Below are 20,157 nucleotides of genomic sequence, written 5' to 3'. Positions count from 1 at the left end.
TTTAACAATTCCCATTCTTTATCTATCTTTGCGGATGCAAGAAAAAATCATTATCGTCGATTTTGGTTCGCAATTTACTCAACTAATAGCCCGTAGGGTTCGCGAACTAAATATTTACTGTGAAATATATCCATTCAATAATCTTCCTGAAATAAATACCAATGATGTAAAGGGAGTTATCTTTTCTGGTAGTCCATATTCTGTTCGTCAGGATGATGCACCTCAGGTAGATTTATCCAACTATCACTTAAAACTTCCTTTATTAGCCGTTTGCTACGGTGCCCAATACATTGCTCAAAAATCTGGTGGCGAAGTTCAGGCTTCTTCAACTCGCGAATATGGTCGTGCAAATCTCAATTTCGTAAATCAGGAAAATAAATTATTTAAGGGTATAAATATTGATTCTCAGGTTTGGATGAGCCACGGCGACACCATAACTCAAATGCCAGAAGGTGCTGAATTAATTGCTAGCACAGAAAGCGTAAAGGTTGCTGCATACCATATTAGCAATTCTGATACTTATGCCATTCAATTCCACCCTGAAGTAACGCATAGTACCGATGGCAAATTGCTATTGCATAACTTTTTGGTAGATATCTGCGGTTGCAATCAGGATTGGACTTCTGCAGCATTTATTGATACCACAATTGCCGAATTGAAAGAAACATTGGGCAATGATAAGGTTGTTTTAGGTTTATCTGGTGGTGTTGATAGTAGCGTAGCTGCTGTTTTATTACACCAAGCTATTGGCACAAATTTGCATTGTATTTTTGTTGATAACGGGCTTTTACGTAAAGATGAATACGAGCAAGTATTGGAGCAATACAAACACATGGGCTTAAACATTAAAGGGATTGATGCAAAAGATCGCTTTTTAAGTCAACTTGCCGGCCTGAAAGATCCCGAATTGAAAAGAAAAGCTATTGGTCGTGTTTTTATCGAAGTATTTGATGATGCCGCCCACGAAGTTACAGGTGTAAACTGGTTAGGTCAGGGTACAATTTATCCAGATGTTATCGAATCTATCTCGGTTAACGGTCCTTCAGCAACCATCAAATCTCACCATAATGTTGGCGGTTTGCCAGATTTTATGAAATTGAAAGTTGTTGAACCATTGAAAACTTTATTTAAAGATGAGGTGAGGAGAGTAGGTAAAGCTTTAGGCATTGATGATGTTATTTTAGGTCGCCACCCGTTCCCCGGACCAGGTTTGGCAATTCGTATTCTAGGAGATGTAACAGCAGAGAAAGTTGAAATTTTGCAACATGCAGATTCTATTTACATCAATGAATTAAAAGCCGCAGGCTTATATGATAAAGTTTGGCAAGCCGGAGCAATATTTTTACCAGTTCAATCTGTTGGAGTTATGGGCGATGAACGTACCTACGAAAATGTAATTTGCTTACGTGCAGTAGAATCTGTTGATGGTATGACTGCAGATTGGTGCCATTTGCCTTATCCGGTTTTAGCAAAAATATCAAACGAAATAATAAATAAAGTTAAAGGAATAAACAGAGTGGTTTACGATATTAGCTCGAAACCACCTGCAACTATAGAGTGGGAATAATATTCACATTGGCTTATTAATTTATCCTATAGATTTATGCTGGTGAAAAAACATTTACCAGCATTTTTGGTTAGAAACGAAAAGATGATTATAAAAAAGGAATATTGGATTTTAGTTTATATTAGTTTGGTTTTGGTAGCGTGTTCTCCTAAGATTGTAACAACTAATAAATCAACTCCAAAGCCAGAGGTTAAAGAAAAGCCAATCGAAAAGAAGGCGATTAAGCGGTTTTCTCAGGCAAATATTTCGCTTCTAGTTCCTTTTAAACTTAATGAAGCAAATTTAAAATTTATGAGCAAGGCAGATGTTGAAAAATATGCCATGCCGATTGATTTTTACCAGGGATTTAAACTCGGTTTAGATTCTGTTGCTGCTTCTGGTTTAAACTTTAAACTTAATGTTTTTGATACGCAGGATGAAAATTCGCGAATAGGCGATATTTATAATAATGATAGTTTTAGAAAGAGCAATTTAGTTGTAGGTCCTGTGTTTCCAAACGGCATTAAATATATAACCAACTATTCAAAACTGAATAATGTGCCTGTTGTTTCACCATTAGCTGCTTCTCGACCATCAGACTTTAACAACCCAAATCTAATTTCTATTGTAAGTAATATTGATTTACATGCAAAAAAAATTGGTTCCTACATCGATAAGAATTTTAGTCCTTCAAATACTATCATCGTAATTATTAACCCAAAAAAGACTGATGACGAGCAATTCGCTTCGCCATTGAGAAACTATTTCCAATCGCAAAGTTCAAATAAATTTGTTGTTCAGGAGTATGCATCGGTTTTCACTTTCGAAACAAAAATGATAAAGGGTAAGCAGTATGTTGTTGTTGTAACATCGTCAGACAGAGCTTTTGTATCGCCGACAATAGATAAGTTATTCAAGCTCAAAAATTTGCCAACAGGCGGTTATGCTATAAATTTATTTGGACATCCAATTTGGTCTAAACAAAATTATCCAACAGATAAGTTGCAAGCATTAAATACAGTTATAACTTCTTCTTACAAAGTTGATTACAAAAATATAAATGTTATCAATTTTATTAAAAAATATAGAAAAAAATACGGCTTTGAACCAGGTGAATACGCATTTAAAGGATTTGATGAAGGTTATTATTTTGGTAAACTTCTGGCCACTTATGGTGAGGACTATTTAAGTTATCTCACCAAAGAGCAGTACAAAGGGCTTCATAATTCGTTTACATTTGTGTTTGATGAGCAACATGGTTACGTTAATACAAGTTTAATGCTTTTACGCTATCGAAATTTTGCTTTAAATGTTATTGAGTAAAATTTATTATTTAACCAAATGAGAGTTGAACATCAGCTTAGAGCATTTGAACAGGCTCTAAAAAGTTACGACGGAAATTTGCCTTTACACAGATTTCTGCCAACATATTTCAAGCAAAATAAGCAAATGGGCTCATCCGACAGGAGGTGGGTTACTCGACATTTATACAGTTTTTTTAGATTAGGAAAAGCTTTACCGCAACTTAGTAATGAACAACGATTAAGTATTGCTGATTTTCTTGCTCATGATACTTTGAGTTTAATTGTAGAAAAGAATTTACCCGATTTTGTAGCTAAAATACATGCCCCATTTGAGGAGAAATTGCAATTCGTTAAATCACAATATCCCGATTTTAATTTGGAAGATGTTTATCCTCCTCATTCATTTCTTTCATCAGATGTAGATAAAACTGCATTCTATAAATCTTTCTTCAGTCAACCGAATTTATTTATCAGGGTACCTGCCGAAAACATCTCTACAATACTAACAAAGCTGCAAAATGAAAATATAGCTGTCGAACAAATTTCTGAAACAGCTTTATCTCTACCCAACGGCACAAAACTTGAAACGATTTTAGAAGATGGTTCTTACCAAGTTCAGGATTTATCATCTCAACATACAGGAAGTTATTTTAAGCCTAATAAGTATGATAAATGGTGGGATTGTTGTGCCGCATCAGGTGGAAAAACTTTGTTGTTGCATAGTTTAGAGGCAGTTGTAGAATTATTAGTAACGGATTTACGTGAAAGCGTATTGCTAAATTTAGATGAACGTTTTAAGCATGCAGGAATAAGAAAATACCATAAAAAAGAACTCGATTTATTAAAAAATAACGACCAAATTTTACACCACTACGCATTCGATGGAATTATTCTAGATGCACCTTGCACCGGTTCAGGAACTTGGGGCAGAACGCCTGAAATGTTAACATTTTTTGAAGAACGAAAGATTAGTCAATTCGCAACAATACAAAAAGCTATTGTACAAAATGTAGGGAAGTATCTAAAACCCGGCAAGCCATTGATATACATTACTTGCTCTGCTTTTTCTGCCGAAAATGAAGATGTTATTAAGCACATTACAGAAACATTACCTTTAACTTTAGAATCTATGGAGGTTATAAAAGGTTACCAGAATAATGCAGATACTATGTTTGTAGCAAGGTTAATCAAGACACAGGATTAAAGGATTATTTGATTAAAGACCCAGGATTAAGGAATTATTTGATTTTAGGATTAAAGTGTAAGAGAGACCTAGGATTAAAGGATTGTTTGATTTTAAGATTAAAGTGTAAAAGAGATCCAGGATTAAGGGATTGTTTGATTTTAGGATTAAAGTGTAAAAGAGACCCAGGATTAAAGAATTTTTGGATGTCAAGATTAAAGTGTGAAAGACACAAGATTAAGGTATTTCTCGCTAAAGGTATGCGTAGAGTGAGTGTGGTTTAAATATGCTCAAACCAATGCTTCAAGTTCTTCTTAAGATATTTTGCCGCTTCTATCAAAACAGCAATTGCCCCAATTATCAGGGTATATTGTTCAAAGCTGTTCATTCGCTTTATTGTTTAGATAAATATAATGAAAATTGTTACGGATAGCTAATTTCAAACTTCAAAAGAAACGTTTTTTAAAGTCCGGTATTGTTTCTGAATAGTTTGATGGCTATCGCCAACAATATTACGCCGAAAGCTTTACGAAGTATATTTAGGCCAGATTTTCCAAAAAGTTTTTCGAGCCTGTTTGTGTTTTTTAAAACGAAGTACACAAACAGTATATTTAATAAAATACCAACAAGAATGTTCTGAGTGTGGTATTCGGTTTTTAACGAAAGTAAGGTTGTCATAGTTCCGGCACCTGCAATTAATGGAAATGCCAAAGGAACAATAGATACGGTTTCAGGTGCTTCTTCTTTAAAAATGGTTAAACCTAAAACCATTTCCATAGCAATAAAAAATATTACAAAAGACCCGGCAATGGCGAAAGATTCTACATCTAAACCAATAACTTTTAAAAGTGATTCACCTAAAAACAGGAATAAAATCATTAAACCTGCTGCTACTAAAGAAGCCTTGCCTGATTCGATATGACCTGCTTTTCTACGCAATTCTATAACAACAGGTATGGCGCCTAAAATATCAATAATCGCAAATAGAACCATTGTGGTAGATAAAATCTCACTCAGGTTAAATTTCATAAAATCGAATTTCATAGGCGTAAATTTTAACAAAGGTAGTGCAATTTGAATTAAATCTTCATCAGCTCTATATTAAAAGTAGAATTGTGTCCGTAACGTTAGCACATTATCTTTTCTATCCGTTGTGTAATCCGTAATTTGAGTAGACTCATTTCTAATTATATCATAGTACAAAACTGCTTTAAAATGCATATTAAAGTGATGTAAAAAACCAAAACCGAAAGTATCAAATCTAATATCAGCTGGTGATAAGCCGGCATTTGTTGAGATATTTTTTCCTTTAACTTTGTTATTTGGGTCGTACCAATCGTACTTTAAAATTAGCTGATTGCTGGTGCTGTTTAAAGTTTGTACGAATGTGAAATAAGCTCCATTAAAAGGTCTCGTGTAGTATGGCAATGCTATCGAATTATTATCTACCGGGTAAGAACCTGGCGTTGTAGATGTTGTGGATGTTCCGGTTTGCAATCCGGAAATTACTTCTGCTCTTAATTCTGATCTCCAGCTTTCAGTATTGGTTGCCAGTTGAATGTCTGCTCCATAATATCTTCTTGGTGCAACTTTATTAATTGTGTTTGCAGATGAATCCTTAGCCATGTACCATAAGTTGTTGGCTTTTTCCATTTTATAACTTACTGGTAAGCGATGGTTTAAGCCTCCCTGTAAAGTGCTAATTCCTCCTGCAATCGAGAATTTTGAAAATTTATAAGTTTTATGGCTTAATCTAAGAATAAAATCTTTGCTGTTGTCGAATTCTCCAGGACCGGCTAATCCTTGCCCATTATAAATTCCAAAATCTAATGAGATGTTCTTTAATTTCGCGTCTTTCCACCTGGGGTTTAAAGTGAATGTTACACCTAAATCTCGTTCCGTTTTCATTAAAATTTGCGACATTCTACCACGTTCAGGAGCTTCCCTTACGGATGAAGAAAGTTGTAACTCGTTTCCGAATGGTCGGCCGGATAAACCTAAAGTGACCGCTAAAATTTTCCATTCATTTTCATAATATCTGCCCCAAAAATCTCGAACAGCAACACCTTGTTCTGTGCCATCAAATTGAAGTACAAAATACGTTGAAGGTGCACCATCATCAGTTAAAAGCATATAATCAGCTCTTAATCGGCCTCTTCTCAATCTAAAGCGGTTATTTGTAAACTCGCCAAAATTCCCGCCTTGATATTCTGCCTGTGTGCCATTGGTTTGAGCAGCCTGAAATTGTGGTTGTAAGTATCCACTAAATGATAGTGAACCATATTTTTTAGAAATGATTAAAAGGTGATTTACTGTTGTAGAATCCATCACATCATTTATAGTTCGTTGTGCTAAGGCATTATTAAAAATAAGCAATAACCCACAAATAGCTACGATGTAACTTCGTTTAATGGTTGGTAAAGAAAGGTTCATTGATAATAGAATTTGCGCAAAGTTAATTTATTACGCATAAAAAAGCCCCGATTTTTTGTCGGGGCTTTAAAAATATAAAGAAAATTATTTTGAATCTTTTAAATGAGAATTCTTTTTGCTGTATCCAAAATAGATAATAAATCCTAAGGCTAACCAACCAAATAATCTTAACCAATTGGTCCATCCTAAACCTAAAATCATTAGTCCGCAGGCAGCAACACCTAAAATTGGAATTAAAGGTACCCAAGGTGTTCTAAATTGACGAGGCAAATCTGGGTCTGTTTTTCTTAGAATAATTACCGCAATACATACAAGCATAAAAGCAAACAAGGTACCAATACTGGTCATATCACCTACAACATCTCCTGGTATAAAGGCAGCAAATAAACCAACAATAACTAAAATTACCAAGTTTGCTTTGTATGGTGTTTTAAATTTTGGATGTAAATCGCTAAACATTTTCGGCAATAAACCATCTTTACTCATCGAATAAAAAACACGGCTTTGACCTAATAACATTACTAAAATTACTGAAGAAAAACCTGCCAAAATAGCAACAGTAACTAACTTAGCTAACCAGCCATAACCTGTCATGTATTCACTAATTGCTGCAACAACTGATGCTTCACCACCTTTAGTTCTAAAAAATTCTACTGGAGCAATTCCTGTAAGTACATGTGCAAATAAAATGTAAAGAATTGTACAAACAGCTAATGAGCCCAAAATACCAATAGGCATTGCAGTTTTAGGGTTTTTAGTTTCCTGAGCTGCAGTACTTACTGCATCAAAACCAATAAATGCGAAGAATACTGTTCCGGCGGCGCCAATTACGCCCCAGAAACCACCAAAACTATGGCTTATGCCTGCGTGGTCTACATAAGTAGTCGCTTCAGGAATATATGGATGATGATTTGCTTCGTGTATAAATCCCCAGCCTAAAACAATAATTAATATTACAATCGCAACTTTCGTAATTACAATAACGCCATTTACGAAAGCAGATTCTGATGTTCCTTTAATTAACAGTAAACTTAAAACCCCAACAATAAATAATGCTGGTAAGTTCATTATTCCATTAACAGTTCCGTCTGGATGAGATTGAAATGGAGAGTGGCACCACTCATAGGGTATGGGGGCAATATGTAGTACTTCTACTAAAAGTTTGTTTAGGTATTCACTCCAGGCTATACCTACAGTCGCAGCACCTACTGCATATTCAAGTACTAAATCCCAACCTATTACCCAAGCCATTAATTCGCCCATGGTTGCATAAGTATAAGTATATGCGCTACCTGAAATTGGAATAGATGATGATAATTCTGCATAGCACAAACCGGCCAATGCGCAGCCTATTGCAGCTATTATAAATCCGATTGTAACTGATGGTCCAGCGTTTTGAGCTGCTGCAGCAGCAGTTCGCACAAATAGTCCGGCTCCAATAATTGCTCCTACACCTAGTGCAACTAATGCTCCTGCACTAAGTGTACGCTTTAAGCCTTTGCCTGAATCGCCCGCTTCTTCGAGCAATAGATGCATTGGTTTTTTAGTAAATAAACCCATATTATAGTTTTTGTTTAGATTAATCAGTGCCAAACGTAATTAAAAATTACGGAAAATTAAAAGGGATTTTGGTTAAAAATCCCTTTTAATGTATTATATCTGTGTTTTTACAACTATTGTGTTAATGTATCTGTCTTGTTGATTAAAGTATCAGTAATAACGTTGCCTAAACTATCCGTTTTTTGTTCAATTCTGATTTCCTTACGAACTTCTTGCTTACGTTCGCCAGCAACAGCCTTAACTGCTATATATGGAGCAATAACTAAAGATACAATCGACATTAATTTAATTAAAATGTTCATCGATGGTCCGGAAGTGTCTTTAAAAGGATCTCCAACAGTATCGCCCGTAACCGAAGCTTTATGTGGTTCTGATTTTTTGTAAAACATTTCGCCATTAATCATTACACCTTGTTCGAAAGATTTTTTTGCATTATCCCATGCACCACCTGCATTACTTTGGAAAATTCCCATTAGCACTCCAGTTACGGTAACTCCCGCTAGTAATCCACCTAACACTTCAGGTCCAAAAGTAAATCCAATGATGATGGGTGTAATTAATGCAATCGCTCCAGGCATCATCATTTCCCTTATAGATGCTTTTGTAGAAATCGCAACGCATTTTTCGTATTCTGGTTTTGCTTCGTAAGTCATAATACCAGGAATCTCTCTAAACTGCCTGCGAACTTCCTGCACCATATCCATTGCTGCTTTACCAACTGCTTGGATGCATAGTGCTGAAAAAATAAAGGGTATCATACCGCCTACAAATAAACCTGCTAAAACAGGTGCTTTATAAATATCGATTGCTGTGATTCCGGCGATACCTACAAAAGCTGCAAATAAAGCTAATGATGTTAATGCCGCCGATCCAATAGCAAAGCCTTTTCCGGTTGCAGCCGTTGTATTTCCTACAGCATCCAAATTATCCGTACGTTCACGAACTTCTGGTGGTAATTGGCTCATTTCAGCTATTCCTCCAGCATTATCAGCAATCGGACCAAAAGCATCGATAGCCAATTGCATCGCTGTTGTCGCCATCATACCGGCGGCAGCAATTGCTACACCATATAATCCGGCAAAATGATATGAAGCCATTATTCCTCCTGCCAAAACTAAAATTGGTATAACTGTAGATTTCATACCTACGGATAAGCCAGCAATAATATTTGTAGCGTGGCCGGTAGAAGATTGTTGTATAATAGAATTAACCGGACCTTTGCCCATTGCTGTAAAGTATTCGGTAACAATACTCATTATGGTACCTACAACTAAACCGACAATTATGGCATAAAATACGTTAATGCTGGAGAATTCGTAACCACGAAGGTTTAATGTTTCAGGCAGCATCCACTTTACAATAAAATATGATGCTATAGCGGTAATAATAATTGATGACCAGTTGCCTAAATTTAATGCATTTTGTACGCTTGATTTTTCATCTTTTATGGTTACAAACCATGTACCGATGATAGAAAATATAATTCCTAAACCACAAATAACCATTGGCAGTAGGATAGGAGACATTCCACCGAATTTATCTACAACTGTTATTTCTTGTCCTAAAACCATCGTTGCTAATATGGTTGCTACGTACGAACCGAATAAATCGGCACCCATTCCTGCAACATCACCAACGTTGTCGCCAACATTATCAGCAATTGTTGCCGGATTACGAACATCATCTTCAGGAATACCGGCTTCCACTTTTCCAACTAAATCAGCACCAACATCTGCAGCCTTTGTATAAATACCACCACCAACACGAGCAAATAAAGCAATAGATTCTGCACCTAAAGAAAAGCCTGTTAAAACTTCAATAGCGGTTCTCATTTCGGTGCTATCTACATTTGTGACATGGAATATTTGTAAAAAAACAATAAATAAGCCACCTAAACCTAAAATTGCTAATCCGGCAACACCTAAACCCATTACCGTACCGCCAGTAAAAGATACTTTAAGTGCCTGTTTTAAGCTCGTTCTAGCAGCTTGAGTGGTTCTAACATTTGCTTTAGTTGCGGCGCTCATACCTATATACCCTGCAGTAGCAGAAAATACGGCGCCAATAATAAATGATATCGAAATTATCCAGCTGGAGTGCATGGGCACGCCTCTAATTTCTGTAATCGTTCCTGAATAAGCCAATAAGGCGGCTGTAAATACAGCAAAAATGCTCAAAACCCGCCATTCGGCCTTTAGAAATGCCATTGCACCATCAGCGATGTAACCTGCAAGTTCTTGCATGTTTTTATCGCCAGCATCCTGTTTGCTTACCCAGGCGCTTTTAATCATCATCACAATAATCCCAACAAGGCCTAAAGCCGGAATAAAATAAATTAAATTGTCTTGTAAAAAATCCATAGTTGATATTTGGTTTGATTTGTTTCGATTCAATATTCTTTGCTCATATCTTTTTTAAGTGTGGTTAATACTTAAGTTTAAGAATACTGAATTGTAATTTTGGTTATTAGTTTAGCAATATAATAAAATATTATTCTACTGTTCATTAGCTTTTTAAAAAAATAGTTATGGAGCATAAAATCTTGTTTTACAATTAAAATAATACTTATCAATAGGCCTCAAATAGATTTTTTTAAATAAATTAGCCCAAACTAAACTTTATTATGGAGAAAGAACCACAAGACCATACGTTCAAACGAGCGCTTGGCCTTTTTGATGGTACAATGCTGGTTGTCGGATCGATGATTGGCTCAGGTATTTTTATTGTAAGCTCAGAAATGACCCGTTACGTTGGCTCTACCGGTTGGCTAATTTTAATATGGGTTTTAACATCAATTATTACAATGATTGCTGCGGTAAGTTATGGCGAACTAAGTGCCATGTATCCAAAAGCAGGCGGTCAATACGTATATTTAAAAGAATCATATAACAAATTAATTGCTTTTTTATATGGTTGGAGTTTCTTCGCTGTAATTCAAACAGGTACAATTGCAGCAGTTGGAGTGGCTTTTTCAAAATTCGCTGCTTATTTATATGAACCACTTAGCGAAAAAAATATTATTTGGCAAACAGGTTCGTTTCAATTGAGTGCAGCACAACTTGTTTCTATTTTTACCATTGTATTGCTAACATACATTAATAGTAAAGGTGTGAAAAACGGTAAAATGCTTCAAACGTTTCTAACCATCATCAAAATATTATCACTTTTTGGGCTTATTATATTTGGTTTCGCTCTAGCTGCAAAAGCAGAAATTTGGAATGCCAACTGGACAAATGCCTGGGATTCGAAGATGTTCGTTATGGATACCAACTCTTGGGTTGGCATTAGTGGAGGTGCTTTAATGTCGGGTATTGTGGCTGCTATGGTGGGTTCATTATTTAGTAGTGATGCCTGGAATGGAGTTACATTCATCGCTGGCGAAATAAAAAATCCTGAACGAAATGTAGGTTTAAGTTTGTTTTTGGGCACACTTATCGTAAGTATAATTTACATATTAGCCAATTTAATGTACGTAGCTGTTGTGCCTTTAGACGAAATAGCACATGCACCGTCAGATCGGGTAGCAATAGTAGCTGCTCAATATATATTTGGTAATACCGGAACAATTATAATCGCGGTAATGATTATGATTTCGACATTTGCTTGTAATAATGGATTGATTATGGCTGGTGCAAGGGTTTACTATACCATGGCTAAAGACGGATTGTTTTTTAAGAAGGCCAGTTACCTTAATAAATTCGATGTGCCAGAATGGGCACTTTGGGCGCAAGGCATTTGGGCTTCTTTACTCTGCTTAACTGGTAAATATGGAGCGCTGTTAGATTTTGTGATTATCATTGTACTTATATTTTACATCCTTACCATTTTAGGGATTTTTATTTTGAGAAAAAAAATGCCGGATGCGGTTCGTCCGTATAAAGCTTTCGGTTATCCAATCCTACCTGCATTTTATATCATAGTTGCATCTGCAATTTCAATAGGATTACTTATTACAAAACCCGATACCTGTGGATGGGGTGTGGCCATTATGTTGGTTGGTATACCAGTTTATTATCTAACAAAACCCAAAGAAGAGCAGGATTAGGTTGATTTAAGGATTAATAAGATTTGGGGATGGTAAGATTAAGTTCTTGCTATCCCTTTTTTTATGTAGCTAATTGATTGCGTTTTTTGGGAGAAAGGTGCAGAAGTGATATCAATTTGCTTGGTGTCATAAAAATAGGTATACATAAGAAATCAAAAATGATTTTGCTGAATTGTATTCTAAATGTTTTTAAAGGTTCGTAAACTTAATACTTGATGCTATTTTCGTATTTTTGCAGCAAATGGGAACACAGGTAGATTTAGGTATTAAGGGATATAAAAATTACGGAACGCATTTGCGTGAGAAATACAACGGGCAAAGGGTTTTTAAAACTATTGTTGATGGAGGTTTCACCTGCCCAAACCGCGATGGTAGTAAAGGTTATGGAGGTTGTACGTATTGCAACGTAGATTCTTTCACCCCAGAAATTTCCCGTAAAATGCCTACCATTCGCGAGCAGTTGGAAAAAGGGATGGAACGTGGGAAAAACTTCTATAAAGCTGATAAATTTATCGTTTACTTCCAGCCAAACACAAATACCTATGCACCGGTGCATTATCTAAAAATGATGTATGATGAGGCGCTTGCTGTTAATCCTGAAGATGTTGTTGGTTTTTCTGTAGGAACCAGACCGGATTGTATTGACGCAGAAAAGGTTGCTTTGCTTGAAAGTTATACCGATAGATATGATGTGGATTTGGAAATGGGCATGGAATCTATCTATGATGAAACTTTAAATCAAATTAATAGAGGCTGTAGTCATGGCGAATTTATTGAAGCCGTAAAATTATTAGAAAACAGTAAACTCGACTTATGCGTTCACACTATTTTTGGTTTTCCTTGGGAAACTAAAGAGATGATGTTGGGATATATTCATGAAATTAATCGTTTTCCACAAATTAAGTTCGTTAAATTTCATCACCTCCACATTGTAGAGGGTTCTATTATGGGAGCTAAATACAAAAAAGAACCTTTTAAACTCTTTACATTAGAAGAATATACAGATTTACTTTGCGAATTAATCCCATTACTTCGTCCAGATATTGTTATCCAGCGGCTTTTTGGTATTTCAGACTGGGATTTATTAATTGCACCAAATTGGGGCTTAAATAAATCATCAATTCAAACATATATTGATAAGGAAATTGAAAAACGTGGCGTTATTCAGGGTTCAATGTATTTCAGCTAAAAACACACATTTTCATTGAATATTCTGCTGATTTTCTTAAAATTTCTAGCAATTCTTATCTATTGATATATTTTTTGGATAATTTTAATCAAATTTTAGATAAAATTATATAATTCTATAAATATATATCATTTTGTTTTTCTTAAAAACAGCAACTTTTTTTAGTCTTTTTTTGTATTAATTATAATTTAATCCAATTTATTTTCTTGGTTTTATAAAAATCTGTCGATTTCGTTAAAATAATTCTATTTCATAGTGTAAAAGTTACAATATGTTGTATTTTTATCAAAATAAATCAGGTAATCAAACAATTTTAATAACCAAACCAAAATAATCTCTAAAACTATGGCTAAAATTTTAGTTAAACAGTATGCTCCTTTTGTGATACTAATGGTATTTGCAATACTGGCACTATTTGTTCCACTGCTTCCAAATTTTGATGAAGGTAAATATAGTGGTCCTGACATCGCTTTTATATTAATCGCATCTGCACTTGTATTCTTAATGACTCCAGGTTTAGCATTTTTTTATGGTGGAATGGTTCATCGTAAAAATGTATTATCTACAATGATTAAAAGTGTTGTAGCAGCCGGAGTTATAACAGTACTTTGGACTGTTGTAGGGTTTAGTTTAGCTTTTGGTGATACCATTGGTGGATTTATTGGTAACCCATCAACATTTTTGTTTTTTAAAGGTGTAAATTCTGGCGCACCGCATTTGCAAGGAGGAGCCGACTTAACTATTCCGCTATCTTTGTTTGCTGTGTTTCAACTAATGTTTGCAATTATAACCCCGGGCTTAGTGGTTGGTGCAGTTGCAGAACGTATTCGTTTTACATCTTACATACTATTTATTGTTTTATTCGCAATATTCGTTTATTCTCCTTTAGCACATTGGACATGGCACCCACAAGGTTTCTTATTTAAAATGGGTGTGTTAGATTTTGCTGGTGGTACCGTAGTTCACATTTCTGCTGGTATGGCTGCATTGGCTGGCGCATTGGTTTTAAAACGTAGAAAATCTCACTTAGAACATCAAGAAGTTCCACCTGCAAATATTCCTTACGTATTAATTGGTACAGGTTTATTATGGTTTGGCTGGTTCGGCTTTAACGCTGGTTCTGCATTGGGTGCAAATAGTTTAGCAGTTTCTGCCTTTTTAACTACCAATACTGCAGCTGGTGCGGCAGGTTTATCGTGGATGTTTTTTGATGTTGCCAGAGGTAAAAAACCTTCAGTTTTAGGCTTTTGTATTGGTGCAGTAGTTGGCTTGGTAGCCATTACGCCAGGTGCTGGTTTTGTGAGTATTCCTTCTAGTATCTTTATCGGTGCAATAGCAGCTGTTGTATCTAACTTAGTTGTTTCATGGAAACAAAAAACAAGCTTAGATGATACTTTAGATGTATTTCCTTGTCACGGTGTTGGTGGTATTGTTGGTATGCTTTTAACAGGTGTTTTCGCTACTAAAACGGTAAATGCAGCAGGTGCTGATGGTTTATTTTATGGCAATCCGGCGTTTTTTGTAACTCAATTAAAGGGTGCTGTAATTGTTATTATATTCAGTTTTGTTGTATCATTTATCATCTTTAAATTGGTAAATTTAATCAACCCAATAAGAGTTTCTGATGAAGAAGAAGAAATTGGATTGGATGCATCACAACACAATGAAAAATACTCTCAAGGTACTTTATTGGTAAATGAAAAGGCAGCTTATGTTGCATCGAATAGTCCGGTACAAGAAGCACTTTAAATAAGCATATTTATATCTAAACCCCAAACAAAGCTCAAACATGAAGAAATTTTTATCTGCTATATTTAGTATAGCAAGCACTACGTGTGCCCTGGCGCAAGAGGCGCCAACCTCCCCGCTCGAATTTTCAGGGTCGGTTGATACCTATTACAAATACGATTTTGCAAAAAGACCTAATATTCCAACTTCTTTCGCATCCGACCATAATTCGGTTTCATTAGGTATGATAGATTTAGTGTTGAAGAAAAAAACAGGAAAAGCATCATTTGTTGGCGAGATTTCTTTTGGTCCTCGCGGTCAAACACAATCTATTCCTGATGCAGCTAATAACAACTCATCGTTTCATATTCAAAACTTATATGTAAACTACGATTTCTCTGATAAGTTTTCGATGACTGCAGGTTATATGGGTACATTTATTGGTTACGAAGTAATATCTCCGGTTGGAAATTTTAATTATTCTACATCTTATTTATTTACAAATGGGCCTTTCCAAAATGCGGGGATTAAAGCAACCTATAAATTCTCAGATAAAGTGAGTTTAATGGCCGGTTTGTTTAATGATTGGAACGTTTACAGCGCAACAAGAGGTGTTTCAAGCATTGGTGCCCAATTAATGGTTTCACCTGTTGAAGGCTGGACCGCTTATCTGAATGTTTTATCTGGTGCAGACCCATACGGTTATGGAACCATTGAAGATTTAACAACCTCGTACCAAATTTCAAAAGCATTTAAGCTGGGTTTAAATGCTGCAAATTACGATATGGCCGATGATGCTGGTGGTTACGCTGGTGTTGCATTATACCCTCAAATAGCTGTTGCTGATGCAGTAACTTTAGGATTAAGGGGAGAGTATTTCAAATACAAAGACGTTGGTGCAACTCCGGGAACTTCATATACTGGCGTTACATTTACAGCAAACATTAAATCAGGAGGTTTAACCTTTATCCCTGAGGTAAGGTTAGACCACAATGGAGATAAACCGTTTTTTAATAAAACCGCTGGTGCTGCACCAAATGCAGGGCAATTTTCTTTAGCAGCAGTTTACGCCTTTTAACTATTGATATATAAATTATTTAATCAGCCTCCGTCTTATAGTCGGAGGCTTTTTGTTACCTTTAATTTTAGCTTAAGCATTTAACCCATGAAATATCTCTTCATTTTATTTATAGCAATAATATCCTTTAAAGTTTCAGCGCAGCAAAAGCAATTTCCTTTAGATGATAGCGGTAAATTTATTTATTATGAGGTTGTAGATGTTAAAACTACACCAAAAGATAGTTTATTGATGAGAGCAAATACTTTTTTAAATGCTGACAAAAAATCGATTGTAAAGCAAAACTCAACGGATAGCTCAATTACTGCAAAAGGTAAAATGGTAATCGATAAAACCATTTTAGTTGCTGGTCATCCAAGCGGAGAAGTTAACTACATTTTAAATTTTGAGGCCCGCGACAAGAAATACCGTTATTGGCTTTCAGATTTTGAATATATTCCTTACCAAAGAGATCGCTATGGTAATTATGTAGCTACAACCAAAGTAGGAACAGCTTTAGAAAAAACTCCTGGCAAACTTAATGCTGGTGAATGGAAAGATATTTTAGAAAGCGCTTATAATAAAACAGCGAAATTTGCTGAAAACTTTAAAAAGGCATTAGCAACAAATATAGTTGATAAGCAAAAAACTAAGGCAAATACGGTATCAACTAAAAAGTGGTAATCAGTGTTATAGTTTACCAAAAAGCTCTTCTACCTTTTTATATCTGAAATTAAAAATATTGTTTATTTTATTGTTTACTACAACAGCATTAGCAATAGAGCCAATTGGGCCCCATCCAATTGCATAATGAAGGATATCATGCATTAAAACTCCACCTTCTACAGCTTCGAAATGGTGGTTGTGATGCCAAAATGCAAAAGGACCAAATCGCTGCTCATCGATAAAATACTCTTTATCTTTAACATGCGTTATTTCTGTCATCCAGTTTAATTTAATACCCAGCAAAGGCGAAACTTTGTAAGTAATAATCATCCCCGTGTACATTTTTGTGTCTTTTTGTATCGGTGATGTAACATCAAAAGTCATATCTTTTGGTGTGATTTCAGAAAGGTTAAGTGGTGATGAAAAGAAATCCCAAGCGGTATCTAAAGAAACTGGGATTTTTTGCGAAAATTCTAATCTGTAAGTTTTCAAGTTATAGTTTTATATTCAAACACCAAACATGTTATTTTGTTGTTTTCTGATTTAATTTATCATTGATCAATTTCACTAGCGATTGAAATTCCTTTTCCTCGTAGCCCATAGATTGATAAATGATTTTGCCACTTTCATCGATTAAAATATTTCTTGGGATGGATTGTTTTGCGAATTTGTTAAAGACCTCCATTTTCAAATCGGGCAATATTGGGAAGGTGAACCCTTTTTTAGCTTTATAAAGTATGAGTTTATCCCAGCCTTCTTCACGACCAAATACAAAAAATGCGAAGTTTTTATTGTCTTTATGCTTATCCCAAATATCTTTTTGAACTAATGGTAACTCGATATTGCATGGCGGGCACCAGGTTGCAAATAAGTTAATTAATATGAGTTTGCCTTTATAATCTGCAATTTTTACTGTTTTTCCTTTTTCGAGTTCAAAACTAAATTTTGGTGCATCATCTCCAATTTTTGTATAAGTGTCTTTATCATCTGTTTGGGCAAATGCAGAAAATGTAATTAACAAAGCAAAAATAGGGAGGAGTATCTTTTTCATCTCGGTAAATTATGTTTAAAGATACTCCAATAAAATCCGAATTCAAACCTAATGAACCATTTTATCTGCGCAGGTAGAACTTGCAAAGGCTTCTGGTTTCGCTTTAAATATAAATCCCATGCTTAAAATATAACCCATTGCATCATTTAGTGCCTTGTTAGATTTAAATGATGGATTGGTATTAATATCTGCATGCACTTCTAATGCAACGTCATAAACATCCAATAGGTCGCAAATGGAGTAGGCAGTTTCTATTGATTTTTGAACTTCCATCAACATGCGTTCTTTAATGCTTACTTGTTGTGATGATTTTTCTTGATGGATATACATAAAACCACCATGATGCGCTCTGAGCAATACAATTACGGTGGCAAAATCAGTTATTAAGCCTTTAACTTGTGAGTCTGTACCGATACAGACCTTTAGCTTATAACCCTTTTCTGTTTCTCTAATAATTGCTTGTTCTATTTCTTCGAGGATGGAAGTTTGGATAACTTCGCCACTAAATTTTTTCCATGTCATACATTGTTGTATTTTGAGTTTAACAAATGGTAATCAGGTTTTTATAAAAATAAGTGTTGCAAATTAAATTAACGTTAATAAGCAATTGTTTATTTGCTAACAAAAGTTTAGTTATCAACAAGTTAAGTGTAAAGTGTTAGTTGTTTTTCATTTTTTTTGCAACAAATTGGGTTTTTAAAGCGTTACATTTATTTATTAGTTAACCAAATCACTTGAATTATGAAAGCAGAATTAATACAAGAGTTTCAGTTGTTGCAACAAAGCAGAGCAAACAAATTTGCTGATGATTTAACAGAACGAATTATTTCTTCAGTGGATGCTGTTAATGAGAAAGTTACGAATTCTTTATCGCAAAGAGGCAAAATGTTATTGTTATTAGAAAAGAAACTTAATTTTTCGGTACTGAAAAGATTAAAACAACGATTTTTAAAACGCTAATAATTTTACTGAGTTTGCTACATCAAGAAATGCTTACCTTTGAGCGTGATGAAAGAAAATGCGCTTAAAAAATTAAATATAACTGCACTTAATGAGATGCAAAATGCATCTATAAACGCTGTTGAAGCAGGCAAAGATGTTGTATTAATTGCACCAACTGGTTCAGGCAAAACATTAGCATTCTTGCTTCCCTTATTATCTGGTTTAAAAACAGATTCTAAAGGTGTACAGGCTCTAATTTTAGTTCCGTCTAGAGAACTTGCATTACAAATTGAGCAGGTTTTTAAACAAATGGGTTCGCCTTTTAAAGTAAACTGTTGTTACGGTGGTCATGCTGTACGAATTGAAAAAAACAACCTGGCGCATCCACCAGCAGTTTTAATCGGTACGCCTGGTCGAATCGCCTATCATTTAGAACGCCACAATTTTGATGAATCCTTTATTGAAACTTTGATTTTAGATGAGTTCGATAAGTCACTTGAATTCGGTTTTGAGCAGGATATGTCCTATATTATCGGTACACTTCTATCCCTCAAACAAAGAATTTTAACTTCGGCAACGAAAATGGAGGAGATACCTGCTTTTGTAAAGCTAAAAAATCCTGCTGAAGTAGATTTTTCAAAAGATAATCAGGTAAAGCCAGATTTAAAGCTAAAGAAAGTAATAGCTCCAGCAGCAGATAAACTTGAAGTACTATTTAAATTGTTGAGTAAAATTGGTGGCTCCAATACCCTGGTCTTTTGTAATCACCGAGAAACTGTAGATAGGATTAGCGATTTACTTTTTGAGCATGGTTTAGGACATGATGTTTTCCATGGGGGAATGGAGCAGGCCGATAGAGAAAAAGCACTTTTGAAATTTAGAAATGGTAGTCATAAAATATTAATTACTACTGATTTAGCAGCCCGTGGATTGGATATTCCGGAGGTAGAAAATATCGTACATTATCAATTGCCTTACACCGAAGATGCGTACATTCATAGAAATGGAAGAACCGCACGTATGAACGCGAAAGGTACCGCGTATGCGATTTTAACAGAAGAAGAGCATTATAAATATCTTCCCGAAAATATTGAGTTAGAGCAGTTAGGCGATAAATATAAATTGCCTGAAGCAAGTGATTGGGTGACTCTATACATCGCAAATGGAAAAAAAGATAAAATTAACAAAATTGATATTGTTGGATTATTTTTGCAAAAAGGTGGTTTACAAAAAGAAGATTTAGGGCTTATCGAAGTTAAGGATACAACCAGTTATGTAGCTGTTAAAAGAAAAGTTGTAGAAAAGCTTTTGAAAGCGTTAAGTGGAGAAAAAATAAAAGGGAAAAAATTGAAACTTGAGGTAGCTAGTTAGGAACTCATTGGTTCATTGGTTCATTGGTTCATTGGTTCATTGGTTCATTGGTTCATTGGTTCATTGGTTCATTGGTTCATTG

General features: G+C 35.1%; 17 protein-coding genes. 10 read left to right on the top strand and 7 right to left on the bottom strand.

Features of this window, described 5'->3' with window-relative positions; genetic code table 11:
- The first annotated feature begins 34 nt into the window (after positions 1–34).
- From guaA to D7004_RS14715, 3 genes are read left to right on the top strand one after another with little or no spacing between them, the layout of a single operon-like run.
- On the top strand, positions 35–1,567 hold the full coding sequence (gene guaA / locus D7004_RS14725; protein ID WP_123206606.1) for a glutamine-hydrolyzing GMP synthase: 1,533 nt from the start codon (positions 35–37) through the stop codon (positions 1,565–1,567).
- A 42-nt stretch (positions 1,568–1,609) separates the two neighbouring features.
- The gene (locus D7004_RS14720; protein WP_244214350.1) at positions 1,610–2,869 is read left to right on the top strand and encodes an ABC transporter substrate-binding protein; all 1,260 of its coding nucleotides are present in this window, start codon (positions 1,610–1,612) and stop codon (positions 2,867–2,869) included.
- A gap of 18 nt (positions 2,870–2,887) precedes the next feature.
- Entirely contained in the window at positions 2,888–4,054 is a 1,167-nt protein-coding gene (locus D7004_RS14715; protein WP_123206605.1) for an RsmB/NOP family class I SAM-dependent RNA methyltransferase, read from the top strand.
- A gap of 441 nt (positions 4,055–4,495) precedes the next feature.
- Here D7004_RS14715 and D7004_RS14710 read toward each other — a convergent pair whose 3' ends face one another.
- The 4 genes from D7004_RS14710 to D7004_RS14695 all read right to left on the bottom strand — a co-directional run bounded on the left by D7004_RS14710 (position 4,496) and on the right by D7004_RS14695 (position 10,386).
- Positions 4,496–5,062, bottom strand: coding sequence for a MarC family protein (locus D7004_RS14710; RefSeq protein ID WP_123206942.1), 567 nt, complete (start codon positions 5,060–5,062; stop codon positions 4,496–4,498).
- Between the two features lie 72 nt (positions 5,063–5,134).
- Complete coding sequence (locus tag D7004_RS14705) at positions 5,135–6,466, bottom strand: porin (protein WP_123206604.1); 1,332 nt, start codon at positions 6,464–6,466, stop codon at positions 5,135–5,137.
- An 84-nt stretch (positions 6,467–6,550) separates the two neighbouring features.
- The gene (locus D7004_RS14700) at positions 6,551–8,026 is read right to left on the bottom strand and encodes an amino acid permease (RefSeq protein ID WP_123206603.1); all 1,476 of its coding nucleotides are present in this window, start codon (positions 8,024–8,026) and stop codon (positions 6,551–6,553) included.
- A gap of 113 nt (positions 8,027–8,139) precedes the next feature.
- Positions 8,140–10,386, bottom strand: a complete 2,247-nt coding sequence (locus D7004_RS14695; protein WP_123206602.1) for a sodium-translocating pyrophosphatase — start codon at positions 10,384–10,386, stop codon at positions 8,140–8,142.
- A 263-nt stretch (positions 10,387–10,649) separates the two neighbouring features.
- Here D7004_RS14695 and D7004_RS14690 point away from each other — a divergent pair, with 263 nt between their 5' ends.
- The 5 genes from D7004_RS14690 to D7004_RS14670 all read left to right on the top strand — a co-directional run bounded on the left by D7004_RS14690 (position 10,650) and on the right by D7004_RS14670 (position 16,729).
- Complete coding sequence (locus D7004_RS14690) at positions 10,650–12,071, top strand: APC family permease (protein ID WP_123206601.1); 1,422 nt, start codon at positions 10,650–10,652, stop codon at positions 12,069–12,071.
- Between the two features lie 241 nt (positions 12,072–12,312).
- Entirely contained in the window at positions 12,313–13,260 is a 948-nt protein-coding gene (locus D7004_RS14685; RefSeq protein WP_123206600.1) for a TIGR01212 family radical SAM protein, read from the top strand.
- A 345-nt stretch (positions 13,261–13,605) separates the two neighbouring features.
- Positions 13,606–15,009 carry an ammonium transporter gene (locus D7004_RS14680; protein WP_123206599.1) on the top strand — a complete coding sequence of 468 codons (1,404 nt, stop codon included), beginning with the start codon at positions 13,606–13,608 and terminating at the stop codon, positions 15,007–15,009.
- A 40-nt stretch (positions 15,010–15,049) separates the two neighbouring features.
- Complete coding sequence (locus D7004_RS14675; protein ID WP_123206598.1) at positions 15,050–16,066, top strand: porin; 1,017 nt, start codon at positions 15,050–15,052, stop codon at positions 16,064–16,066.
- 87 nt (positions 16,067–16,153) lie between these two features.
- A complete protein-coding gene (locus D7004_RS14670; protein WP_123206597.1) occupies positions 16,154–16,729 on the top strand; it encodes a DUF4468 domain-containing protein in 576 nt (191 codons plus the stop codon).
- A gap of 6 nt (positions 16,730–16,735) precedes the next feature.
- Here D7004_RS14670 and D7004_RS14665 read toward each other — a convergent pair whose 3' ends face one another.
- Genes D7004_RS14665 through D7004_RS14655 form a run of 3 tightly spaced genes read right to left on the bottom strand, consistent with a single transcriptional unit; the run spans position 16,736 to position 18,284 of the window.
- Positions 16,736–17,203 carry an SRPBCC family protein gene (locus D7004_RS14665; protein WP_123206596.1) on the bottom strand — a complete coding sequence of 156 codons (468 nt, stop codon included), beginning with the start codon at positions 17,201–17,203 and terminating at the stop codon, positions 16,736–16,738.
- 31 nt (positions 17,204–17,234) lie between these two features.
- The gene (locus D7004_RS14660) at positions 17,235–17,762 is read right to left on the bottom strand and encodes a TlpA family protein disulfide reductase (protein ID WP_123206595.1); all 528 of its coding nucleotides are present in this window, start codon (positions 17,760–17,762) and stop codon (positions 17,235–17,237) included.
- A 48-nt stretch (positions 17,763–17,810) separates the two neighbouring features.
- Positions 17,811–18,284, bottom strand: coding sequence for a ribonuclease H-like YkuK family protein (locus D7004_RS14655; RefSeq protein ID WP_123206594.1), 474 nt, complete (start codon positions 18,282–18,284; stop codon positions 17,811–17,813).
- A gap of 219 nt (positions 18,285–18,503) precedes the next feature.
- On the opposite strand from D7004_RS14655, the gene D7004_RS14650 reads away from it, so the two are divergent.
- Both D7004_RS14650 and D7004_RS14645 read left to right on the top strand, forming a co-directional pair.
- Positions 18,504–18,722: a hypothetical protein gene (locus D7004_RS14650; protein WP_123206593.1), complete on the top strand. Its 219-nt coding sequence runs from the start codon at positions 18,504–18,506 to the stop codon at positions 18,720–18,722.
- A 48-nt stretch (positions 18,723–18,770) separates the two neighbouring features.
- Entirely contained in the window at positions 18,771–20,075 is a 1,305-nt protein-coding gene (locus tag D7004_RS14645; RefSeq protein WP_208646861.1) for a DEAD/DEAH box helicase, read from the top strand.
- The last annotated feature ends 82 nt before the right edge of the window (positions 20,076–20,157 follow it).

It is taken from the genome of Pedobacter jejuensis (assembly GCF_003725795.1).
GTDB lineage: Bacteria > Bacteroidota > Bacteroidia > Sphingobacteriales > Sphingobacteriaceae > Pedobacter > Pedobacter jejuensis.
Note: the sequence above shows the minus strand (reverse complement) of the source record. Positions and strands in the feature narration are given on the sequence as shown.

What these genes read in the sequence shown, in the direction of transcription:
- guaA (WP_123206606.1), top strand. Translation starts at nt 35, where the DNA reads ATGCAAGAAAAAATCATTATCGTCGATTTTGGTTCGCAATTTACTCAA.
- D7004_RS14715 (WP_123206605.1), top strand. Translation starts at nt 2,888, where the DNA reads ATGAGAGTTGAACATCAGCTTAGAGCATTTGAACAGGCTCTAAAAAGT.
- D7004_RS14710 (WP_123206942.1), bottom strand. Translation starts at nt 5,062, where the DNA reads ATGAAATTTAACCTGAGTGAGATTTTATCTACCACAATGGTTCTATTT.
- D7004_RS14705 (WP_123206604.1), bottom strand. Translation starts at nt 6,466, where the DNA reads ATGAACCTTTCTTTACCAACCATTAAACGAAGTTACATCGTAGCTATT.
- D7004_RS14700 (WP_123206603.1), bottom strand. Translation starts at nt 8,026, where the DNA reads ATGGGTTTATTTACTAAAAAACCAATGCATCTATTGCTCGAAGAAGCG.
- D7004_RS14695 (WP_123206602.1), bottom strand. Translation starts at nt 10,386, where the DNA reads ATGGATTTTTTACAAGACAATTTAATTTATTTTATTCCGGCTTTAGGC.
- D7004_RS14690 (WP_123206601.1), top strand. Translation starts at nt 10,650, where the DNA reads ATGGAGAAAGAACCACAAGACCATACGTTCAAACGAGCGCTTGGCCTT.
- D7004_RS14685 (WP_123206600.1), top strand. Translation starts at nt 12,313, where the DNA reads ATGGGAACACAGGTAGATTTAGGTATTAAGGGATATAAAAATTACGGA.
- D7004_RS14680 (WP_123206599.1), top strand. Translation starts at nt 13,606, where the DNA reads ATGGCTAAAATTTTAGTTAAACAGTATGCTCCTTTTGTGATACTAATG.
- D7004_RS14675 (WP_123206598.1), top strand. Translation starts at nt 15,050, where the DNA reads ATGAAGAAATTTTTATCTGCTATATTTAGTATAGCAAGCACTACGTGT.
- D7004_RS14670 (WP_123206597.1), top strand. Translation starts at nt 16,154, where the DNA reads ATGAAATATCTCTTCATTTTATTTATAGCAATAATATCCTTTAAAGTT.
- D7004_RS14660 (WP_123206595.1), bottom strand. Translation starts at nt 17,762, where the DNA reads ATGAAAAAGATACTCCTCCCTATTTTTGCTTTGTTAATTACATTTTCT.
- D7004_RS14655 (WP_123206594.1), bottom strand. Translation starts at nt 18,284, where the DNA reads ATGACATGGAAAAAATTTAGTGGCGAAGTTATCCAAACTTCCATCCTC.
- D7004_RS14650 (WP_123206593.1), top strand. Translation starts at nt 18,504, where the DNA reads ATGAAAGCAGAATTAATACAAGAGTTTCAGTTGTTGCAACAAAGCAGA.
- D7004_RS14645 (WP_208646861.1), top strand. Translation starts at nt 18,771, where the DNA reads ATGAAAGAAAATGCGCTTAAAAAATTAAATATAACTGCACTTAATGAG.